Annotated in this window: 16 protein-coding genes; 11 read left to right on the forward strand and 5 right to left on the reverse strand. The window is 54.0% G+C overall.

Going from position 1 to position 20,465, the window contains the following annotated elements:
- Nucleotides 1-186 precede the first annotated feature (186 nt).
- A complete protein-coding gene (porU2, locus tag DUE52_RS16755; RefSeq protein ID WP_114407179.1) occupies nucleotides 187-3,570 on the forward strand; it encodes a putative type IX secretion system sortase PorU2 in 3,384 nt (1,127 codons plus the stop codon).
- Between the two features lie 6 nt (nucleotides 3,571-3,576).
- Here the strand turns inward: porU2 and DUE52_RS16760 are convergent, their stop codons facing one another.
- The 4 genes from DUE52_RS16760 to DUE52_RS16775 all read right to left on the reverse strand — a co-directional run bounded on the left by DUE52_RS16760 (nucleotide 3,577) and on the right by DUE52_RS16775 (nucleotide 6,158).
- Nucleotides 3,577-4,239 (reverse strand): thiamine diphosphokinase, encoded by a 663-nt coding sequence (locus DUE52_RS16760; protein WP_114407271.1) that lies wholly within the window; start codon nucleotides 4,237-4,239, stop codon nucleotides 3,577-3,579.
- Nucleotides 4,240-4,371: 132 nt separating this feature from the next.
- A complete protein-coding gene (locus tag DUE52_RS16765) occupies nucleotides 4,372-5,070 on the reverse strand; it encodes an NTP transferase domain-containing protein (RefSeq protein WP_114407180.1) in 699 nt (232 codons plus the stop codon).
- Complete coding sequence (gene moaC / locus DUE52_RS16770) at nucleotides 5,048-5,518, reverse strand: cyclic pyranopterin monophosphate synthase MoaC (protein ID WP_114407181.1); 471 nt, start codon at nucleotides 5,516-5,518, stop codon at nucleotides 5,048-5,050. Before moaC ends, DUE52_RS16765 begins: the two co-directional genes overlap by 23 nt.
- Before the next feature lie 55 nt (nucleotides 5,519-5,573).
- On the reverse strand, nucleotides 5,574-6,158 hold the full coding sequence (locus DUE52_RS16775; protein WP_114407182.1) for a Maf family protein: 585 nt from the start codon (nucleotides 6,156-6,158) through the stop codon (nucleotides 5,574-5,576).
- 86 nt (nucleotides 6,159-6,244) lie between these two features.
- Between DUE52_RS16775 and DUE52_RS16780 the strand changes: the two genes are divergently transcribed.
- The 10 genes from DUE52_RS16780 (at nucleotide 6,245) to DUE52_RS16825 (ending at nucleotide 20,011) form a co-directional block, all read left to right on the forward strand.
- Nucleotides 6,245-6,772, forward strand: a complete 528-nt coding sequence (locus DUE52_RS16780) for a GNAT family N-acetyltransferase (RefSeq protein ID WP_229312197.1) — start codon at nucleotides 6,245-6,247, stop codon at nucleotides 6,770-6,772.
- Between the two features lie 4 nt (nucleotides 6,773-6,776).
- Nucleotides 6,777-8,735 carry a BamA/TamA family outer membrane protein gene (locus tag DUE52_RS16785; RefSeq protein WP_229312198.1) on the forward strand — a complete coding sequence of 653 codons (1,959 nt, stop codon included), beginning with the start codon at nucleotides 6,777-6,779 and terminating at the stop codon, nucleotides 8,733-8,735.
- A gap of 140 nt (nucleotides 8,736-8,875) precedes the next feature.
- Nucleotides 8,876-9,337, forward strand: a complete 462-nt coding sequence (locus DUE52_RS16790) for a MarR family winged helix-turn-helix transcriptional regulator (protein WP_114407183.1) — start codon at nucleotides 8,876-8,878, stop codon at nucleotides 9,335-9,337.
- Nucleotides 9,338-9,404: 67 nt separating this feature from the next.
- Nucleotides 9,405-10,079 (forward strand): YceI family protein, encoded by a 675-nt coding sequence (locus DUE52_RS16795; protein WP_114407184.1) that lies wholly within the window; start codon nucleotides 9,405-9,407, stop codon nucleotides 10,077-10,079.
- 218 nt (nucleotides 10,080-10,297) lie between these two features.
- The gene (locus DUE52_RS16800; RefSeq protein ID WP_114407185.1) at nucleotides 10,298-10,993 is read left to right on the forward strand and encodes an RNA polymerase sigma-70 factor; all 696 of its coding nucleotides are present in this window, start codon (nucleotides 10,298-10,300) and stop codon (nucleotides 10,991-10,993) included.
- Nucleotides 10,990-11,991 (forward strand): FecR family protein, encoded by a 1,002-nt coding sequence (locus DUE52_RS16805; RefSeq protein ID WP_114407186.1) that lies wholly within the window; start codon nucleotides 10,990-10,992, stop codon nucleotides 11,989-11,991. The genes DUE52_RS16800 and DUE52_RS16805 overlap by 4 nt, the downstream gene beginning before the upstream one ends.
- Before the next feature lie 28 nt (nucleotides 11,992-12,019).
- On the forward strand, nucleotides 12,020-15,493 hold the full coding sequence (locus DUE52_RS16810; RefSeq protein ID WP_222930291.1) for a SusC/RagA family TonB-linked outer membrane protein: 3,474 nt from the start codon (nucleotides 12,020-12,022) through the stop codon (nucleotides 15,491-15,493).
- Nucleotides 15,494-15,534: 41 nt separating this feature from the next.
- Nucleotides 15,535-16,998, forward strand: coding sequence for a RagB/SusD family nutrient uptake outer membrane protein (locus tag DUE52_RS16815; protein ID WP_114407187.1), 1,464 nt, complete (start codon nucleotides 15,535-15,537; stop codon nucleotides 16,996-16,998).
- Nucleotides 16,999-17,159: 161 nt separating this feature from the next.
- Nucleotides 17,160-18,221 carry a glycoside hydrolase family 2 TIM barrel-domain containing protein gene (locus tag DUE52_RS16820; RefSeq protein WP_114407188.1) on the forward strand — a complete coding sequence of 354 codons (1,062 nt, stop codon included), beginning with the start codon at nucleotides 17,160-17,162 and terminating at the stop codon, nucleotides 18,219-18,221.
- Between the two features lie 71 nt (nucleotides 18,222-18,292).
- A complete protein-coding gene (locus DUE52_RS16825) occupies nucleotides 18,293-20,011 on the forward strand; it encodes an arylsulfatase (RefSeq protein ID WP_114407189.1) in 1,719 nt (572 codons plus the stop codon).
- Here DUE52_RS16825 and DUE52_RS16830 read toward each other — a convergent pair whose 3' ends face one another.
- Nucleotides 20,012-20,455, reverse strand: a complete 444-nt coding sequence (locus tag DUE52_RS16830) for a type I restriction enzyme HsdR N-terminal domain-containing protein (RefSeq protein WP_114407190.1) — start codon at nucleotides 20,453-20,455, stop codon at nucleotides 20,012-20,014.
- Nucleotides 20,456-20,465: the final 10 nt, after the last annotated feature.

Consider the following 20,465-nt stretch of genomic DNA (forward strand, 5'->3'; position numbering starts at 1 on the left):
ACCAGCTCCTGACCTTTCCAGTTTTGATAGTTCAAAGGTACACAAAGGTACTATGCAATGCAAGGTACTTTATAAAATACCCTTTGCTGAAATGATGAGCGGAAAAAATAATGAGATGAATGGCGGATTTGGCGTAAACGCCGATTAATTCGTAAGTTTAACTGCCAAATTTTACGCACCCACGCCATGAGACTCATCCTGTTAAGCTTTTTGTTCTGTCTGTTATCATTAAAATTGGTTGGTCAAGCAATAAGATTTGGCAACGAATGGATTGATTTTGGGCAAATCTACTACCGAATTCCCATCACCCAGCCCGGCGTCTACCGACTCACCACGGCCGATTTGCAGAAAGCCGGTGTTTCCGTGGCCTCCATCAACCCCACCAGCTTGCAGGTATTTCGGCGGGGCATCGAACTGGCGATTTATGTAGCCGGCGAGTCTGACAACAAACTGGATGCCGATGATTATCTGGAGTTTATCGGTGAACGGAACGACGGTTGGCAGGATTCGCTGCTCTACCGCCCCCGAAACGCCCAGCCGCATCCGTATTACAGCATGTATTCGGATACGGCGGCCTATTTTCTGACCTGGAGGCTCGACGGCCGGAAGGGCAAACGCATGGATGTCATTGCCGAAACCGACGCGCAGGGCCTGACACCGGAACCGTATCACCTGGCCGAACAGCTCACGGTTTTGACCAACGAAATCTCCATCAACCAGTCGAACGGCGGGCCGTCGCCTTTTCCGTCGGCCTACGAACTTTTTTTTGAAGAAGGTGAAGGCTATACCGGCCCGATGTTGAAAAAAGACAGCCTGGTTAGCCGAAACTTTCTGCTCGACGGCTGGGTGCGAACGGCACCCGAAAAACCCCACCTGGAATTGTTGCTGAACGGACGCGATAACACCACCCACCTGGTTAATGTATTTTCGGGAAAAACCGCTCCGGGGGCGTCTCCGGTGGCAAACACGCGGTTCGAGTGGTTCAATACGGCCCGCCTGTCGTTCGACATCCCGCCAACGGATGTCTCGTCGTCGAATGAATTAACGCTCTCAACTCAATCGTACGGGCCGTTTGAAACCGACCGCTATTCGGTGAGCTATTATCGACTTCGGTTCCCGCAGACGTTCAGTTTGAGCAACCTGACCCGGAAGGCGATCAACCTCTTGCCCAATCCCAAAGGCCGGTCGTACGTGGAGTTGACCGATGCCCCGGTCAATGCGCTGCTGTATGATTTGACCGATCCGGTTCACCCGCGCCGTCTGACCGCTGTCCGCGACCAGACCGTTCTGAAACTGGTCGTCTCCAATACCGAAACCCCGCGCCAGCTTCTGATTACGGCCGGAACGCTGACGCCGTCGCGGCTGGAGCGGACGGTTTTTCGGAAGATCGATCCGGCGAAACACAATTATCTGGTTGTCAGCCATGAGTCGTTGATGAAACCGGTGGGCAACGTGGCGAATCCGGTCAAAGCCTACGCGGGCTACCGGGCGTCGGCAGCGGGCGGGAGTCATGATACGCTGGTGGTCACGATGAAGCAATTGCTCAACCAGTTTAGCTATGGCGAACGGACGCCCCTGGCCATCCGCCGGTTTGCCGATTACATGCTGACGGGCAAACCCTTATCGGCTGATACGACCAAATACATGCTGTTGATCGGGCGCGGCAATGCGTATTATCCCATGCGGACGAGCCCGGATCAGTATTACCGCGACCTCGTAATGACCATCGGCAATGTGCCGGGTTCCGACCTGTTATTGACGGAAGGACTGGCCGGTTATCCGGCGAATGTGCCGGCGATTCCGACCGGGCGGATCAACACGCTGAACCCGCAGGAGGTACTGACGTACCTCGAAAAAGTAAAAGAGTTTGAACGCACACCCGTCAACGAACCCTGGCGGAAGGAGGTGCTGCACCTGAGTGGAGGCAGTTCGGTTTTTGAAGTGACCACCTTCCGGCGCATTCTGGATCGGGTGAGCGAAACCGCCCGGAAACAGTATGTGGGGGCCAATATTACCGTCAAAGCGAAACAAACCGACGAACCGGTGGAACGCGTCGACGTCAGCGGTATTGTCAATTCCGGTGTTGCCCTGATGACGTTTTTCGGCCATTCGTCGCCCATTGTGACCGATCTGGATTTTGGGTATGCGTCCAAACCGTCCTACGGCTACCGCAACAAGGGGCGCTATCCGCTGATGTTTTTCAACGGCTGCGGAATTGGTAATATCTTTTTCGGATCGGTCGGTAACTTGTCCACCGACTGGCTGCTGACCCCCGACAAAGGAGCGATTGCGATTCTGGCGCACAGCGGTTCGGGCTATTCCGGGCCGCTCGAGACCTACACCCAGCAGTTTTACCAGACGTTATTTGCCGACACGGCTTTTCTCAACAAACCGATTGGGCTGATTCAGCAGGAAACCACCCGGCGCGTGCTGGCGCAATACAGCGGAGCCTACGACATTTCCAATGCCCACCAGATGGTGTTGCAGGGCGACCCGGTTTTGCGCTTGTTTCCCATTCAGAAACCGGATTTCAGCATCAATTCGTCGGGCGTTTTCCAGCGGGGTTCGCAAAAGGATTCCGTGCGATTGGGCGTGGTGGTGACCAACGCGGGGCGTTTCGAGGCCCGGCAGCGGGTGGGGCTGGCGGTTCGGCAACGGCTGACCGACGGGCCGATGCGGTCCTATGGCACGAAGGTGAACAACGCCATTGCGTACCGCGACACCCTTTTTTATGCCTTCAAACCGGAGTCACTGCCCAACGCCGAAATGCCCAACCGGTTTGAGATCGCGGTTGATCCGGATAACCAGATTGAGGAGTCGGAGGAAAAAAACAATGTGCTGGTGTTCGACCTGGAAGCCGGGGCGGATGGCTACACGGTGGTCTTACCGGATTCGGGCCAGCGGTTTCCTCCCGACCGCCTGAACCCGCTGCTGAGTGTGACATTTGACGGTATTCAACTAAAAAATGAAGCCCTGGTGTCCGCCAATCCACTGATTCGTCTGGTTTTGCAGGATGAAGACCCGTACCGAATTCGTCAGGATACCGTCGGGATTGAGGTGTTCCTGAAAAAACCGTGTACAACCTGCGATTTTGAACGGGTAACCCTGAATAGTCCAGCAGTTAGCTGGAAACCGGCGGGTGCCGACAACCGGTTTGTGCTGGATTATCAGCCCCGAAATCTGGCGGACGGCCTGTATGCGTTGCAGGTTTATGCCGCCGATGTGAGCGGAAACCGGGCCGGGCCGGGGCCGTACGAGATCCAGTTTCGCGTACAGAATGGGGATAGCTTATCCGTCGTGCAGGCAACCCCCAATCCGTTTTCGACACACACCCGGTTTCGGTTTACGGTTTCGGGAACGGAGTCGCCGGGGGAGGGGCAGATTCTGATTCGGAACCTGAACGGCCACCTCGTTCGCACCCTTCGGCAGCCGGTGCGGGTGGGCGAGAATCTGGTTTTTTGGGACGGCACCGATCAGGGCGGGGTGCCACTGCCCAACGGTTTGTATCTCTTCCGGTTGTTTTTGAATGATGGGCGGCAGAAAAGTGGTAAGGCGGTATTGCATCGCTAAGCCGGTTTAATCCCAGCATTCCATCAACAGCAAATCCCCGTTCCGGTACTGAATCTTTACAAAACCGTCATCGGCTGCTTCGTTGCTACTGCCGGTTCGGTAGCCGAGGGTCAGAGTTTCGTCGGCGAGGTTGTACTTCAAGCCTTCGGTAACGATGCCGTCCACCGCGCCGACCGGAATCAGCGAAATGGGCGTGCCTTTGGCATACCATTTTTCGAAAGAACCGGTCAAAGGCGTAATTTTTGAATGATCATCGACCATAACGACCTTAATCCGGTCTTTATACCGAATGATGTTCGTCATATTGGTCATGGTGTGATCGGCCCGGCGTCCCGTGGCCCAAACGATGTTGACGGCCGGAAAACCGCGTTCGATCAGAAACTCGATGCCTTTGTCGAGGTCGGTTTTGTTCTGATCGGGCGTGTGAATGATTTCGATGGGGTATTGTCGTTCGCGAATCAGGTCGAAATCGGGCTGCAGGTCAAAATCGCCGAGCAGGGCGTCCACCTTAATGTCCAGGTCCAGCACGCGCCAGATGGCATTGTCCAGCACAACGACGAACGGATTCCACTCGAGCAGTTGGCCCAGCAGGTCGGGGTCGCAGCTTTCGCCGTTGGCAATGAGTAAAGCCGGTTCCTGTTTATCGCGTACAATGTGGTGAGAAGACATAAGTTGAAAGAATGATGAACGATGGATGATGAACGATGGATGATGAACGATGATGGGGCCGTCCGCATGAGCCCATTCATCGCTCATGATCCATCGTTCATCATTTGTTTAGTTGGCTTTCCCGGCCACTGTTCAAAAACCGTCATCGCTTTGGTGCGGAGGAGTTGCTGCATGGGAAGACTGCGTTCCTTCTTTGGCGAGTCGAATGGCTTCCCGCAAAAAAACAGCATCCTGCTGTTGGGGAGCCAATCCATCCGGGGTGTTCACGTTGGTCAGTTCGTTTACGTCCTCGATTTCCAGTAACTCGATCGTGTTGTTCATCAAAATAGTCCGCGGATAGGGCGTGCCTTCGGCGATGCCCCGAAGGATGGCCGGATAGGCGGCTGGTTCCCAAATGCAGACGGACGGTTCTGGAAACCGGTGGTCGCTGTCCCAAAAAGCCGTCGCGATAGTTTCGCTCTTTCGGTTGAAGACCAGTTTTTGGATCGATTGTTCGGATAAAAACGGCAAATCGCACACCACCACCAGCCAGGCGTGATGGGTCGACTGGTTTTGGAATGCCGTCAGAATACCGGCTAAGGGACCCTTCACCGTCGAATCGTCCGGGAGCAGCTTAAACCGGCTGTCGGCTAATTGGTGGGCCTGCTCCGCATTGACCGACAAAAAAACATCGTCGCAATATTTGGCCAGCAAATCACAGAGGTATTCGTACTGCGGTTTTCCGTGGTAGGCGATGGTGCTTTTGTCCACACCCATGCGGGTGCTGCGCCCACCGGCCAGCACCAGACCCAGTAGGGGAGAGCTTGCTTCAGGCGGTTTGGTGAAAGTCATTTTTTCCGCCGGTTTTGTCCAGCAACCGGGTTTCTTTGATCACAATATCGTGCGAAAACGCCTTGCACATGTCATACACCGTCAGCGCTGCCACCGACGCGCCCACAAGTGCTTCCATCTCAACGCCGGTTTTGGCTTCGAGGGCCGTGGTGCATTCGATGATTACCTCGTTTCCGTCGGTGGTAATCGTCAGTTTGCAACTGTCCAAACCAAGCGGATGACAAAGTGGAATCAGATCGGACGTTCGTTTGGCCGCCATGGTGCCGGCGATGATGGCGGTTTGAAAAACCGGCCCTTTTTTGGTCTGAATATCCTGCCCTTGCAGGTGCTGCATGATGTCGTCGTTCAGCACCACAATGCTCCGGGCGCGGGCCACGCGCCGGGTGACGGCTTTGTTGCTGACGTCAACCATCGACGGATTGCCTTTGGGGTCGATATGGGTAAACATAAATGAGTTATGAGTTAAAAATTAAAAGTTAAAAGTAGAATGCGTCAGCCAACTTTTAACTTTTAATTTTTAACTCATAACTCTTTAATGCCTGATAAACCCGGTGAACCGGTAATCCCATCACGGTATAGAAGGAGCCTTCGATGCGCTGGATGCCGATCATGCCGATGGGTTCCTGAACTCCGTAGGCTCCGGCTTTGTCGAAGGGGCGATATTTTTCAACGTAGGAGTTGATTTCGTAGTCGTCCAGCGGATTGAAAACCACCGTAACCACGTCGGTGAACGAAACAGTTTCTTCGGCCGACAGCAGGCAAACGCCCGTCATGACCTGGTGCGCACGGCCCGACAGCCGCCGGAGCATTTGCACGGCTTCGTTGGCATCAGCGGGTTTGTTCAGAATATCGGAATCGACAACGACGATGGTGTCGGCGCACAAAACCAGTTGGTCGCCCAGATCGGCCCGAAACCGGTCGGCTTTCTGACGCGCCAGAAACGCCGGAACATCGGCAACGGGCATGTCGGCCGGAAAGCTCTCGTCGGTCGGTCGAACGTCAACGCGGAATGTACACCCCATTTCACGCATCAGTTGTTGTCGGCGGGGCGAATTGGATGCCAACACCAGGGGACGGGTTAATTGCATGGATTTTTGAAATATTATTCGTATACTTTAAACGGTTAACGGGGCAAAAGCATCTATTCCCTGCAAACATAACAACTAAACTTGTCTTGAAAACACCTTTTCAGATTCGAACCGCCACCCTGGACGATGCGGTGGCGCTGACCGATCTGGCGATCCGGACGATGCGGGAAGCTTTCGGCCCTCCACACAATCCGGCCGAGCTGGTTGACGCGTATATAGCGGAGGCTTTTTCGGTGGAGCAAACCCGCCAGGAACTGTTGGACCCCAAAGCGACTTTTTTAGTAACCATTGGTCCCGATCAGGAAGTGGTGGGCTATGCGAAATTACGAAGAAACCGCCCACCCCGTCAGCTAAAAGGCCAACATGCCATCGAAATTCAGCGTTTATATGTATTAGATAGTCAGATCGGGAACGGATTGGGGAGACAGCTCATGGAAAACTGCCTCGATCGGGCCCGTCAGGAAGGCTATCAAGCGCTGTGGCTGGGGGTCTGGGAGCGGAACAAACGGGCCATTGGCTTTTATGAGCGGATGGGTTTTCAGAAATGTGGGTGGCATTATTTTCAGTTTGGCCACGAACGGCAGCGGGATTACTGGATGAAAAAAGAGGTGTAGTAGCGTGAAACCAGTCAGAGGTCGTCAGATCGATTCCAGGAGGTTCTGGCTCATTCGCATGGGCTGGCTGACGATCGTATGGCTGCTGCTGGCGGTTACGGTTTCGGTGGCGCAGGAAATTAAAATTCCCGTTCCCGACACCAAAAGCGATTCGCTCACCCGGGCAGATTCGATTACGAAAGGCATCCGGGACGCCAAACAGGTGGTGCGGGACAGTTTGTTTTACACAAAACTGAAGAACAGGATGTTCAAACGCAAGATTACGCGCGAACTCCACAAACTGCTGTTTCACGACATGTACAACAGCCGGATCAAAACCGGGGATGTCAATGAGATTGAAGTCAATCCGTTTGTGCAATACCAGGGTCGGGTGATCAATAAAATTTTCATCCGGCGGCTGGGTGTTTTTGGCTCCAGCGTATACGATACGCTGCGCCGACCCCGAAGCTGGCTCGAACGAACGGCAAACCAGCTTCACGCCGACACCCGCGAGGGCGTGATCCGGCGGTCGTTTCTGCTGTTCGAAGAGGGCGACCGCGTTAGCCCGGACACGCTGCGCGACAACGAGCGGCTACTCCGGAACTCCAATGTGTTTCACGATGCGCGGATCATCGTGGTGCCGCACGAAGGAAGCCGGGGTTTTGTCGATGTATACGTCATTACGCAGGACGTCTGGTCGTTGCTGCCGTCGGGTAGCGTGGGCGGTTTCAACCGGTTCGATCTGCGGCTGGAACAGCGAAACTTCCGGGGACTGGCCCACACCTTTTCCAACCAGATTGCTTACAACGCCGACGATCCCTTTCAAAAACTCGAATACCGGGGGCGGTATATTATTCCGTACATCGGCAAAACGTTTTTTACGGGGCAGGCCGACCTGGTAGAAACCCGCGATTTAAAACAATATGCGGTTCGCTTCTACCGCCCGTTTCTGACGCCGGATACCAAGTGGGCGGGTTCGGCCGAACTGAGTTATAACCGGTTTCCCCGGTACATCGTCTTTTCGGAAGACAGCGCTCAACTCACCAAACTCGGCTATTATTATAATGACGTTTGGGCCGGTTATGCCTTCAAACCGTTCTTCAGTTTTCTGGGGGAAGGGGACGACCGGACGCGGCTGGTGGTGGCCGCCCGGTTTACGCGACTGGCTTTTACCAACCGACCAGAAGTGCGGCAGGATACCAATCAGTTGTTTCAGAATACGAATGCCACCCTGTTCAGCATCGGTTTGTCGCGTCGGCGCTATGTGCGGGATGTGTTGATCTACGGTTTTGGCCGGACAGAGGACGTTCCGTTCGGGAGTCTGGCGTCCATTGTGGCGGGGTACGATAATGCCGAACTGGGTCAACGCAAGTACCTGGGTTTCAAATACTCCAAAGCGCATTACCTCGAATCGTTTGGTTATCTGTACGGCGCGTTGAGCATCGGTAGTTTTCTGCGGAGCAAGACCACCGTCGAGCAGGGTGTTTTTTCGCTGGAGTCGAGTTACTTCACCCCCCTTCGAACGACCAACTGGGGCAACTGGCGTCATTTTATCAACTTCCGCTACACGATGGGCTCCCAGCGGTTCGACAGTGAATTCCTGACGCTGAGTGGCCGCGACCGACTAGGGATCAACAACAACGAACTGCGCGGTACGAAATTATTATTGACCAATCTCGAAAACATTTTATTCTCCCGCCTGAACATCGTCGGTTTTCGGGTGGCCATCGTCACCTTTGCCAACCTCGGGCTGGTCACCTACCAGACCCGGAAACTGTTCCAAGGTCCTCTTTATCAGGGCTATGGCGTGGCGTTTCGGTTGCGAAACGAAAACCTGACCTTCAACAGTTTTCAGATCAGGATTGCCTGGTATCCCAATATTCCAAACAACCCGGCACCCTTTCGGCCGGCCTTCGAAGGAATACCAACGGCCCGTTTCCGCGACTTCGACACCTCGGCACCAGAAATTATTCCATACCGCTGAAACTTTTTTTGAATATAATGTTGTTACATTAAATGTATAGACAGTATATTTGTAACGTTAACGGGGACTGGTAATTAAAGGTGAAATGGTTATTTTGCGATTGAACCGAAGAAGCCGTTCCTCACTTAGCAAAAATGACAATGCCAATCGAGAATGACATCAAACAAACCACATCGTTCCGGTCTCCGTATCACCGGATGACGGTGAACCTGATGTATACCAACGGGTGGGTATGCGATGAGCAGATGTATTTACTAAAACCGTATGGGTTAACCATTCAGCAATACAATGTCCTCCGGATTTTGCGCGGACAATATCCTAACCCGGTCAAAGTAGCGGATATTACCGAGCGGATGCTGGATAAAATGTCGAATGCATCCCGTTTGGTCGATAAATTGCTTGCAAAAGAATTAGCCCAGCGAACCGAATGCCCCAACGACCGTCGGGCGGTCGACGTCGTGATCACCGAGAAAGGGCTGGATCTGTTGAAAATCATGGATCAGCACCAGAATCAGTGGGAAAAGCGGTTTCACAACCTGACCGAAGAAGAAGCCAATGAGCTAAACCGCCTGCTCGACAAACTGCGCGGATCGTCAGAATAACAATCCCTTTTTTTACCAATAAATCAAATTACAACCAACCAATTTCCCTAAATTAAAATTTAATCTCATGTACAAGCAAATTTTAGTAGGATTCGTGGCCCTTAGCGTGGCAATCAGCAATCCTGTAGCAGCCAACAATGGTGTTTCCGGCAACGACAAAAACGCCAAAAAGAGTGTCGCCAAAACGACAACCTACAACATTGACGTCGATAAAAGCGTATTGACCTGGAATGGTAAAAAAGTGACCGGCGAACACACCGGCCCCGTGAAAGCTGAAAAAGGCTATTTGACCCTTAATGGCAACCAGTTGAAAGGCGGTCTCGTTTCGATCGACCTCCGGACAATGACCAGCACCGACCTGAAAGACAACAAGGAATACCACGACAAACTGATCAACCACCTGAAATCGGACGATTTTTTCTCGGTTGCCAAACACCCGGTTGCTACGTTTAAAATCACGAAAGTGAAGGCCACCGCCGGTAATGTTGCCGATGTAACCGGCGATCTGACGATCAAAGGCATCACGAATCCCGTCACGTTTCCAGTAACGTATTCTGTTTCTGGTAACACGCTGACCGCTAGTGGGAAAGCTACCATCAACCGCGCTAAATTCGAGATTAAATACGGCTCGAAATCATTCTTCGATAACCTGGGCGACAAAGTAATCTACGATGATTTCACCGTCGACATGAACATTGTAGCAACGGCCGACAATGCAGCCTCCGGTGTAAAAACGAAATAAGTTTTTAGCGTACTCCCGTAACGAACCGCGTTTCTGATCATCAGGACGCGGTTTTTTTGTGTCCATAGGTTGAGATTTGTGGGGTATGTTTCAGGGATTGAATGGTGGTTTTTTGAGAAAATCTGAGAATAATAAAAAAAAATCTACGAATAGACTAGGGGATAAACCCGGTTTCGCGGACTTAGTAGTAAACCCGATCCGTTTGTCTTCCTTTGTCGATGGCCGAAAATCTACCTGATAATCCCGTTCCCTCCAATCCGTTCCGGCAGCCGTCTGCGGAGCCGGTGGTGATCGATACCGAATTTCTGATTCGGCAGACGTTCGAGAGCGATGCACGACGGGGCTATGAGCTGCTTTTCCGGCGTTATTACCGGACGCTGTGCAGCCAGGCGGTTCGGTTTGTCCATTCGCGCACCATTGCCGAAGACCTGGTCAGCGAAGTGTTTTTCAGTTTCTGGAAAAACCAGGTTCACCAGCACATTACCACGTCCTATCAGGCGTATTTGTATGCTGCCGTCCGGAAACGGGCTTACACGCATCTGCGGCTGGAATTTCGGCAGGAAGCGATGCCTGCGGAGGCCGAAGGAATGGACGCCGATTTTGCGCTCGATCCCGAACAATTGCTCCAGTATACCGAACTCTACCAGCGCATCGAAGAAACCGTTCGGCTGCTCCCTCCGCAATGCCAGCGCGTGTTTGTGATGAGTCGGTTTGAAGGCAAAAAGCACCGCGAAATTGCCGACGAACTCCAGATTTCCCCGAAAACGATCGAAGCGCATTTAAGCCGTGCGCTTTCGCAACTCCGCCAGTCGCTCCAATTGGGCCTTTTTTGCTGGCTAACGGCATTTGCCCTTGTTCATCCCGCCACGCAACCGGGCTCCCCTGCATCGGCGCAAACCTCCGTCATCGTATGAAACCGGTTATCACGAAAGAAAAATTGTTCGAACATTTTGCGGGTCGTTCCACGGCTTTGCAACGGACGATGATCGCCGAGTGGTTGCAGCAACCGGCCAACCAATTGCTTTACATAGCCTGGCTCGACGAATGGGAACGCCAGCATCTCCAGTACATCGCCGATGAGGATGCGGCCCTGCAAACCCTCACGGATCGCATCGAAATCTGGGAACAACAACATCCGGCGGTTCCGGAAATCCAGCCCGGCCGCATTCATCCGTTGCCGGTTCAGCCCCGCTGGCTCGTGGCGGCTGCGGTGGTGCTCTCGCTGCTGGCGGGACTCTACGCGGGTCGGCAACGGCTGCTTTACCAGACCATAGCGACCGGTTTTGGCGAAACCCGACCGGTAACGCTGTCGGATGGCTCGCAGGTAACCCTCAATGCCAATTCGACGCTGCGTGTACCGCGTTTCGGCTTCGGCACACAAACGCGGGCCGTGTGGCTGACGGGCGAAGCGGCTTTTTCCATCCGGCATACGCCAACGCACCAGCGGTTTGTCGTTCACACGAAGCGGGGTGTCGAGGTAGAGGTATTAGGCACCGAATTTAACGTATATGACCGACCGCAGGAAACCAAAATTGTGCTGAGTCGTGGAGCCATCCAGCTCAACTACAACAGCCCGACCAAACCCGTCCGTCGCCTGCGCCTGAAACCGGGCGATGCCGTCCGGGTCACTCCAGCCGGTCAGCTAACCCAGAGCCATACGTCTCAGCCTGAGGTCAGTACGGCCTGGCGCGACCACCGGTTTGTGTTCAAAAGTACCCCCGTTCGGGAAATTGCCGATCTCCTCCGCGACACCTACGACCTGCGGCTGGAACTAAAAAATCCGGCCCTGGCCGACCGCACCATTACGGGTGCTTTCCAGGCCCACGATGCCGACGAGTTTCTGCAGGTGGTGGCCGAATTGCTGGAAATCAATTACAAACAGAAAGAAAATACCGTCACTTTTTTCGAATAGCCTTTACCCTTACCAACCTTCCTGTTCTATGTGTTCACCTTTGAACTCCACTCCGCTGCCCATTTTGCTGGTTGCCTGGTTATTGAGCAGTCCGCAACCGGCCAGCAGCCAGACTCTGGCCATGGCTCGGCAGCAGGACCGCACAACCCTGGCCCCGGCGGCCGTGGTGACGCGCCGACTGGCCGACGTGCTGAATGATCTGAAAACCCGATACCGAACCGATATTCTGTTTGAAGACCGTACCATCGCCAACCTGACTGTTCCGGCGGATGCATTGGTCGGCAGCGCCACGCTCGAAGACGCGCTGAGTCGCTTGCTGAAACCGTTCAATCTGCGCTACAAACAGGTAAAACCGGGTACGTGGGTTGTTCTGAACCGAAAACCGCCGGTCGGTGATGCGCGATTTCCGGTCGTTCCGGCGACCGGACAGGAGCAGGCCGAAAACAATTCTCTGAATGCGGGCTTTCCGGCATCCCTGACCGCGTCGACAACCGCCGTTCCGGTGGATATTTCCGTCGGTGGTACGGTGACGGGAGCCGACAATGGCGGTTCGCTGCCCGGTGTCAGCGTAGTTTTGAAAGGCACCAACCGGGGAACGACGACCGATGCCAACGGGCGGTATCAGTTGAGTGTTCCGGAGCCGGCAACGGGTCTGACGCTGGTTTTTTCGTACGTGGGCTACCTGGCGCAGGAAGAGGTGATCAATAACCGCTCGGAAATTAATGTGGAGTTGAAAGTAAATAGCCAGGCGCTGAATGAAGTGGTTGTCGTGGGATACGGAACGGTGCGGAAAAGCGATCTGACCGGTTCCGTGACGTCATTGAAAGCCCAGGATCTGACCCGGGGAGCCAATATGAATTTGCAGCAAACGCTGGCGGGTCGGGCACCGGGCGTGCAGATTTACCAGAAAAGCGGAGAACCGGGCGCCACGATGAGTGTGCAAATCCGGGGCATTACGTCCATTACGGGCAACAACGACCCGTTGTATGTGGTGGACGGTTTGCCGGTGAATGACGGCACGGCCATTGGCTCGGCGAGCGCGGGCGGCACGACCAGCAATCCCAACAACCGGACGCCACTGAACAGCCTGAACCCCGCCGATATCGAGTCGATCGAGATTTTGAAGGATGCTTCCGCAACGGCGATTTATGGGTCACGCGGGGCGAATGGGGTGGTGATCATTACCACCAAAAAAGGCAAAGAAGGCAAGCTGAAAGTGGAATACAACGGAACCTACGGGGTTCAGACGGTGGCGCATACCCAGCAGTTTATGACGGGTGATGAATACACGAAAGTGATTAATGAAATCATCGACCTCGGGAAACTCAGTACGCCCAAAGTCACCGGCCCGAACGCCAACACCGACTGGCAGAAGCTGTTGTTACGCAATGCCCCCATCCAGTCACACGATCTGTCGTTCAGCGGGGCCGGTGGGAATACCAAATATTATGTATCGGTTGGGTATTTTAACCAGGACGGTATCATGCTGAAATCCGGCACCAACCGCTACAACGCCCGGGTGAATCTGGAAAACGGCATTGCTTCCAAATACAATGTTGGGGTGAGTTTGACGACGGCCTACAGCCGCGATTATTACAACGCCACCGGCGTCGGGTTGAACGACAATGCCAGCGCGCTCTACATGGCCCAAAACTACGATCCGACGGCAGCACCCTACAACCCCGACGGTTCGTTTTACCGCTCGCCGTTGATGGCACCGATGGACAATCCGCTGGCCGTCATCAATGGGCAGTATGGCATGGGCGACACCTACCGTACCTTCGGGAACGTGTACGCGGAATATTTCCTGATGCCGTCGTTGTCTGCCAAGGTTCGGGTCGGCGTGGATTTGAACAACAACCAGCGGTATTTCTGGATCGATCCCACTACGCTAACCGGTTTGTCGTACAATGGCTATGCCGACGTGCGCGACGGAAAACGGGGCTATTACCTGACCGAAGGGACGCTGAACTACAACAAAGAGTTGAAAGATCACCGGATTTCGGCGGTGGCCGGAGCCACGTATGAGCGGTATACGTCCAGTAGCCTGATCGCCAATTCCCGTTCCTTTGCCTTACCCGATCTGACGTTCGATGCGCTGGGTACCGGCGATAATACGCTGAACGGGGTCGGCAGTGGCCGTCAGGAGAACAAGATCGTCTCGTTTCTGGGACGCGCCAGTTATGCCTACAAAGGAAAATATCTGCTGACGGCGTCGATCCGGGCCGATGGTTCAGCGCGGTTTGGCCCCAACAAACGGTTCGGGTATTTCCCGTCGGCAGCCGTGGCCTGGCGGATTTATGACGAGGATTTTCTGAAAAATAACCGGGTGGTGAGCGAACTGAAACTGCGGGCGAGCTACGGCGTTACCGGGAACCAGCCGACGGTTAATTACCTCTATTTTTCGACCTACTCCGCCGGACGCAATGCGGTTTTTAACGGCAACAAAGTCAGTTCGCTCCAGCCCAGCCGCAGTGCCAATCCCGATCTGCAATGGGAAGCCGCCGTGCAGGCCGATATCGGTGTGGATTTCGGCTTCTTCAACTCGCGTCTGACGGGGAGTATCGACTATTATAACCGGAAGACTTCCAATCTGTTATACGACATTCCGCAACCGGCCAGCACCGGTTTTGGCAGCCGGACCGAGAACGTGGGCAGTATGCGCAACACCGGTCTGGAGCTGGCGCTCAAAGCCGTGATTGTGAACCAGAAGGACGTTCGGTTCGATGCCGGTTTCAACATCACGACGCTGAAAAACCGGGTGTTGAGTCTGGGCAATGTGAGTCAGGCCATCGGCACCGGGCCGGGTAGCATCGGTCAGGTGAGCATTTTGAAACCGGGCGAATCCATCGGTTCTTTTTATGGGTATCTGGTCGATGGGGTCTGGCAAACGGGCGACGATTTCGGTCAGGCCCAAACCGGCGTCCGGCCCGGCGACCTGAAATACCGCGATCTGGATGGCAATAAAATCATCAATGCCAACGACCGGGTAGTGCTGGGCAAATCGCTGCCTGATTTCTACTACGGTTTTAACACCAGCGTTTCGTATAAAACCCTCGTTCTGGATGTGTTTCTGGAAGGATCGCAGGGCGCTAAAATGCTGAACAGCAGTCTGGTCGATTCGTATTACCCGGTGGATTATCGCCGGAACAAACTGGCCGAACCGTATCTGAACCGTTGGACGCCCACGAACCCCACCAACGACTATCCGTCGTTTCTGCCGAACGATGTGCAGGGGCAACGGCAGGTGACCAACAAAACCGTTGAAGATGCGTCATACCTGCGGCTTCAGTCGATTCGGTTGTCGTACAAAATTCCCCTGAAAACGCGGTTCATCAGTGGCGCGTCGGTTTTCGTAACCGGGCAGAATCTGTACACCTTTACCAACTACTCCGGCTCCGACCCGGCAGCCAATGCCCTCGGCGACAATATTTTACGCATCGACTACAACACCTATCCCTTAACCAGAACCTTTACGACGGGGCTAAACCTCCAGTTCTGACCGTGAAACGAGACTTTATACGTCCTAACAGTGGATCACCCATGAAAAAGATCGTCAACTATATCCTCCTCGTTGGTGCGGTTCTGGCGTTGCCAGCCTGCGAAGAAACCCTGGAAGTAACTCCCAAATCCGAATTTTCGCCGGGCAACGTGCTGACGTCCGAAAGCGGGATCAAGTCGCTGCTGTTTTCGGCCTATGCCCAGGCGCAAACCCAATCCAACTCCCGCTACGTCATCAATGATTCGGAAGTCTGCACCGACCTGGCGTTCAATACCGGCGGGGCCGAAAACGGGCAGCTCATCACGATCATCAACTTCACCTGGGACCCGTCGCTGGGAACATTTAACGATGATATGTGGGCTCCGAATTACCGGGCCATTCGCGATGCCAACGGCGTTATTGAGAACATCGACAACGTGAACACGACCGATGCCATCAAGAAACTGTTCAAGGCGGAAGCGCGCGTGCTGCGGGCGCAGGCCTACGCGATCCTGTACAATTTCTTTGGTACGGTTCCGCTCAGGACTTCAACGAGTCAGCTTGGCGGACTGGCGCGGGCTGCGGAGGCTGATCTTAAAACGTTTATCGAAACCGAAATCAGTCAATCCGTTGCCGATTTGCCCGATCCGGGGAAAGAAGAAGCGTATGGCCGGTTGAACAAAGGCAATGCGAACGGGATTCTGGCCAAGTTTTACCTCAATACCAAACAGTGGCAGAAAGCCGCCGATGCCTCAAAAGCCGTCATCGACTTGAACTATTACGCCCTGAATCCTGCTTTTTCGGACCTGTTTCGGGTCGAGAATGAAGGCATGAACAACCGCGAAATGCTGCTGGTATTGCCGTGCCGCACCGAAGATCCGTTCGGGAACTGGTTTCAGGCCGGGACCTTGCCGCCATCGTACAAAAGCAGTCCGCAGTTTCCTAATTACGTTTACAAGACCACCATGTCGAATTTTGCGACGCAATACCGCCTGCGAACCGCCTTCACCAGCACGTTTGCCCCGACCGATAAACGCCTGCAACTGATCTGCACCAGCTACGTCAACACCAGCAACCAGACCGTCGATTTGTCGACCGGCGACAACGCCCGGAGTTTCAAATACTGGGACAACAATACGGTGGGCAACAACAGCGGAACCGACGTGCCGGTGATTCGGTATGCCGACATCCTGCTGACCCGCGCCGAAGCCCTGAATGAACTGAATGGCCCGACCGCCGAGTGTTTTACGCTGATCAATCAGGTGCGGAGCCGGGCCGGTATTGCCAACCTGACCATGGCTGATGCCGCCACCAAAGAAGCCTTCCGGACGGTTATTTTCCGGGAGCGGGGCTGGGAGTTTGTCTCCGAAGGCAAGCGCCGGGAAGATCTGATTCGTCAGGGAACATTCATTTCGCTGGCTCAGGCCCGGGGCATAACGAACGCCAAACCGGAGCGGGTGCTGTTCCCGATTCCGCAGTCCGAAATTGATGCCAACAAGTTGTGTGTCCAGAATCCGGGCTATTGACTCCAAGACTTATGTCTGATAATTCTGATGCACTTGCTTTTTGCCCCTAAATCCCCTAAAGGGGACTTTTAGCATCCAGATTAACCCGCGTCCAAGTCCCCTTTAGGGGATTTAGGGGCAAAAAGCGAAAGTCTTAAACTCTTTACTTTATTACAGTAGGTATGAAACGATTATTGACCATTGTGGGGGTGTTGATGCTGGTTGCGACCGGATTAAACGCCCAAAACAAGATCTGGACGCCCGAAAAGGCGAATGCCTGGTATCAGAAACAAGGCTGGATTCGGGGCTGTAACTTCCAGCCCAGTTCGGCCATCAACCAACTGGAAATGTTTCAGGCGGCAACCTTCGATCCCCAAACGCTCGACCGCGAACTTGGTTGGGCCGAAGGGCTGGGACTCAATGCGATGCGGGTGTATCTGCACCATGTGGCCTGGACGTCGGATCAGGCGGGGTTCAAAAAGCGGCTCGACCAATACCTCGGCATCTCCCAAAAACACGGTATTAAAACCATTCTGGTGTTTTTTGACGACTGCTGGAACGACGAATACCACCCCGGAAAACAGCCGGAACCCAAGCCGGGTATTCACAACAGTGGCTGGGTGCGCGACCCCGGCACCATGATCCACACCCATCCCGACAGCCTGGCGGTGCTGGAGCGGTATGTGAAAGATGTGATGACCACCTTCAAAAACGATGAGCGGATTCTGCTCTGGGATCTGTATAACGAACCGGGCAACAACCAGTATTTCAGCAAGAGTTTGCCGTTGCTGAAAGCGGTTTTTGGCTGGGCGCGGGCCGTTGATCCTTCGCAGCCGGTGAGCGCCGGTTTGTGGAACTGGGACGAAAAGTTTAACGAGCTAAACCAGTTTCAGCTCGACAATTCGGATGTGATCACCTACCACCATTACAAGTACATCGATGATCATAAAAACCGGATTGCGGATCTTCGGCAACACAAACGGCCGCTGATCTGCACCGAATACATGGCCCGGTCTAACGGCAGTATTTTTCAGACCATCATGCCACTGCTGAAACAGGAAAACATCGGTGCGATCAACTGGGGGTTCGTGGCGGGTAAAACCAACACCATCTACGCCTGGCGAATGCCGATGCCCGACGGCAAAGAGCCGGAATTGTGGTTTCACGATATTTTGCGGAAAGACGGAACACCCTTCAGCGTAGAGGAGGTGAAGACGATCAAAACATTGACTGGTAAAAAATAAACGGGTCGATCCATCCGGCGTGGATTATCCGTAGGTTGCATTCATATTGGTTCAAATTCACTGGTTACGTTATGAAAAAAGGGCTTTTGGTTCTGTTGATGCCTTTGCTGGCCGTTTTTGCCATCCTGTTTCTGGGCAGTTTTGAGAAAAAACCGCTCGCTGCTCCGTCACCCAAAGCGCCCGCCCGGCCCAACATCATTGTGATCATGGCGGACGACCTCGGCTTTTCGGATGTCGGCTGCTACGGCGGTGAAATTCATACCCCGAACATCGATTATCTAGCCAAAAACGGTATTCGGTACACCCAGTTTTACAACACCTCGCGCTGTTGCCCAACGCGGGCCAGCCTGCTGACCGGTTTATACAACCAGCAGGCCGGGATTGGCAAAATGACCGAAGCGGAAGACCAACCCGGCTACCGTGGACACCTGACTGAAAATACCGTAACGCTGGCGGAAGTGCTCAAAACCGCTGGTTATCAGACAGCGATGACCGGTAAATGGCACGTTTCGAATACCAACGTGCAGAAAGATCCGAAAGAGCAACTGGCGTGGCTGAACCACCAGAAAGACTACGGCGATTTTGCCCCCATCGACCAATACCCTACCAGCCGGGGGTTTGACCGGTACTTTGGCAACATCTGGGGCGTCGTCGATTTTTTCGACCCGTTTAGTCTGGTGAACGGCACCAAACCGGTCAAGGCCGTTCCGAAGAACTACTACCACACAGATGCCATCAGCGACACAACGGTGGCTTATATTCAATCTTTTGCGAAGGGATCGGCACCGTTTTTTCTGTATGTGGCTCACACGGCCCCGCACTGGCCGCTCATGGCGCTGCCCGAAGACATTGCGAAATACAAGGATACCTATAGAGTGGGCTGGGATGTGATTCGCAAAAACCGGTATGAGAAAATGGTCAAACTGGGCCTGATCGATCCGAAGAAAACCAAACTCTCCGACCGCTGGCAGAATGATCTGACGTGGGAAAACAACCCGGATAAAGAATGGGATGCCCGCGCGATGGCCGTTCATGCCGCCATGATCGACCGGATGGATCAGGGCATTGGCCGGATGCTGAAAGCCCTGCGCGAAACCGGTCAACTGGACAATACGCTGATTCTGTTTTTGTCGGACAACGGAGCCAGTCCCGAAAACTGTGCGGCTTACGGCCCCGGTTTCGACCGGCCCAACCAGACGCGCGATGGCCGACCGATTGCTTACGACCTGAAAAAGCAGGTCATGCCGGGCGCGCAAACGTCCTATGCCTCGATTGGTCAGCGTTGGGCCAACGTCGCCAACACGCCGTATCAATTCTGGAAAGCCGAATCTTCAGAAGGGGGCGTTCATACGCCTTTGGTGGCGTTCTGGCCCAACGGGATGACGGCAAAAAAAGGTAGTTTCAGTGCGCAGACGGGGCACGTGATGGATTTCATGAGCACGTTTGTCGAACTGGCCAGTGCGACGTACCCCAAAATGCACCAGGGCCACGCGATTACGCCGACAACGGGCGTTAGTCTGGTGCCGTCTTTTCAGGGAAAACCGGTGGTGGGGCATTCAACCTTGTTTAACGAACATTTTGGCGCGCGGTATGCCCGGTCCGGAAACTGGAAACTAGTCTCGGCCAGCCGCGACACCACCTGGCGGCTGTTCGATCTGGCAACGGATCAAACCGAAATGAACGATTTGGCGGCCCGGTATCCCGACAAGGTGCGTGAACTGGAGAGTTTATGGCGTCAGTGGGCGAACACCCATCAAGTGTTTCCAAAACCGGGGAAGAAAACGAATTGATTACTCAAACCGGGGCAGATCGTCCAGAAAATCAACGGTTTGTAGTTGGTAATCGACGCAGCAGCAGTAATGCGTCAGGCCGTTGGTAACCACGATGTACGGGGCCTGATGGATGTGGTTGTAGCGGCCAATCTGGTCGAAAACCTGCTGCGTGACGGTCACCTGGGGCGCTTTGCACTCCACGAGCAGAAATGGTTTCCCAAGCCGGTCGAACACCAGAATGTCCGTTCGTTTCCGCAATTGATTAAGTTTCAAACCGCCTTCACTCCGAATCAGCGATTTCGGATAGCCATACTGATTCAGCAGCAGATGCACGACGTGTTGCCGCACCCATTCTTCCGGGGTAATGAGCACATACTTCTTCCGCAACACGTCGAAAATATACGGTTTCCCCTCGATCTGCTTCGTATTGTAATCAAAAACCGGTAGGTTTAACGATTCCATCCGTCAAAAA

It is taken from the genome of Larkinella punicea (assembly GCF_003334855.1).
Taxonomy (GTDB): domain Bacteria; phylum Bacteroidota; class Bacteroidia; order Cytophagales; family Spirosomataceae; genus Larkinella; species Larkinella punicea.

Coding starts and splice junctions, on each gene's coding strand:
- DUE52_RS16790 (WP_114407183.1), top strand. CDS start 8,876: ATGCCAATCGAGAATGACATCAAACAAACCACATCGTTCCGGTCTCCG.
- DUE52_RS16825 (WP_114407189.1), top strand. CDS start 18,293: ATGAAAAAAGGGCTTTTGGTTCTGTTGATGCCTTTGCTGGCCGTTTTT.
- DUE52_RS16805 (WP_114407186.1), top strand. CDS start 10,990: ATGAAACCGGTTATCACGAAAGAAAAATTGTTCGAACATTTTGCGGGT.
- DUE52_RS16775 (WP_114407182.1), bottom strand. CDS start 6,158: ATGCAATTAACCCGTCCCCTGGTGTTGGCATCCAATTCGCCCCGCCGA.
- DUE52_RS16830 (WP_114407190.1), bottom strand. CDS start 20,455: ATGGAATCGTTAAACCTACCGGTTTTTGATTACAATACGAAGCAGATC.
- DUE52_RS16800 (WP_114407185.1), top strand. CDS start 10,298: ATGGCCGAAAATCTACCTGATAATCCCGTTCCCTCCAATCCGTTCCGG.
- moaC (WP_114407181.1), bottom strand. CDS start 5,518: ATGTTTACCCATATCGACCCCAAAGGCAATCCGTCGATGGTTGACGTC.
- DUE52_RS16795 (WP_114407184.1), top strand. CDS start 9,405: ATGTACAAGCAAATTTTAGTAGGATTCGTGGCCCTTAGCGTGGCAATC.
- porU2 (WP_114407179.1), top strand. CDS start 187: ATGAGACTCATCCTGTTAAGCTTTTTGTTCTGTCTGTTATCATTAAAA.
- DUE52_RS16810 (WP_222930291.1), top strand. CDS start 12,020: ATGTGTTCACCTTTGAACTCCACTCCGCTGCCCATTTTGCTGGTTGCC.
- DUE52_RS16765 (WP_114407180.1), bottom strand. CDS start 5,070: ATGACTTTCACCAAACCGCCTGAAGCAAGCTCTCCCCTACTGGGTCTG.
- DUE52_RS16760 (WP_114407271.1), bottom strand. CDS start 4,239: ATGTCTTCTCACCACATTGTACGCGATAAACAGGAACCGGCTTTACTC.
- DUE52_RS16820 (WP_114407188.1), top strand. CDS start 17,160: ATGAAACGATTATTGACCATTGTGGGGGTGTTGATGCTGGTTGCGACC.
- DUE52_RS16815 (WP_114407187.1), top strand. CDS start 15,535: ATGAAAAAGATCGTCAACTATATCCTCCTCGTTGGTGCGGTTCTGGCG.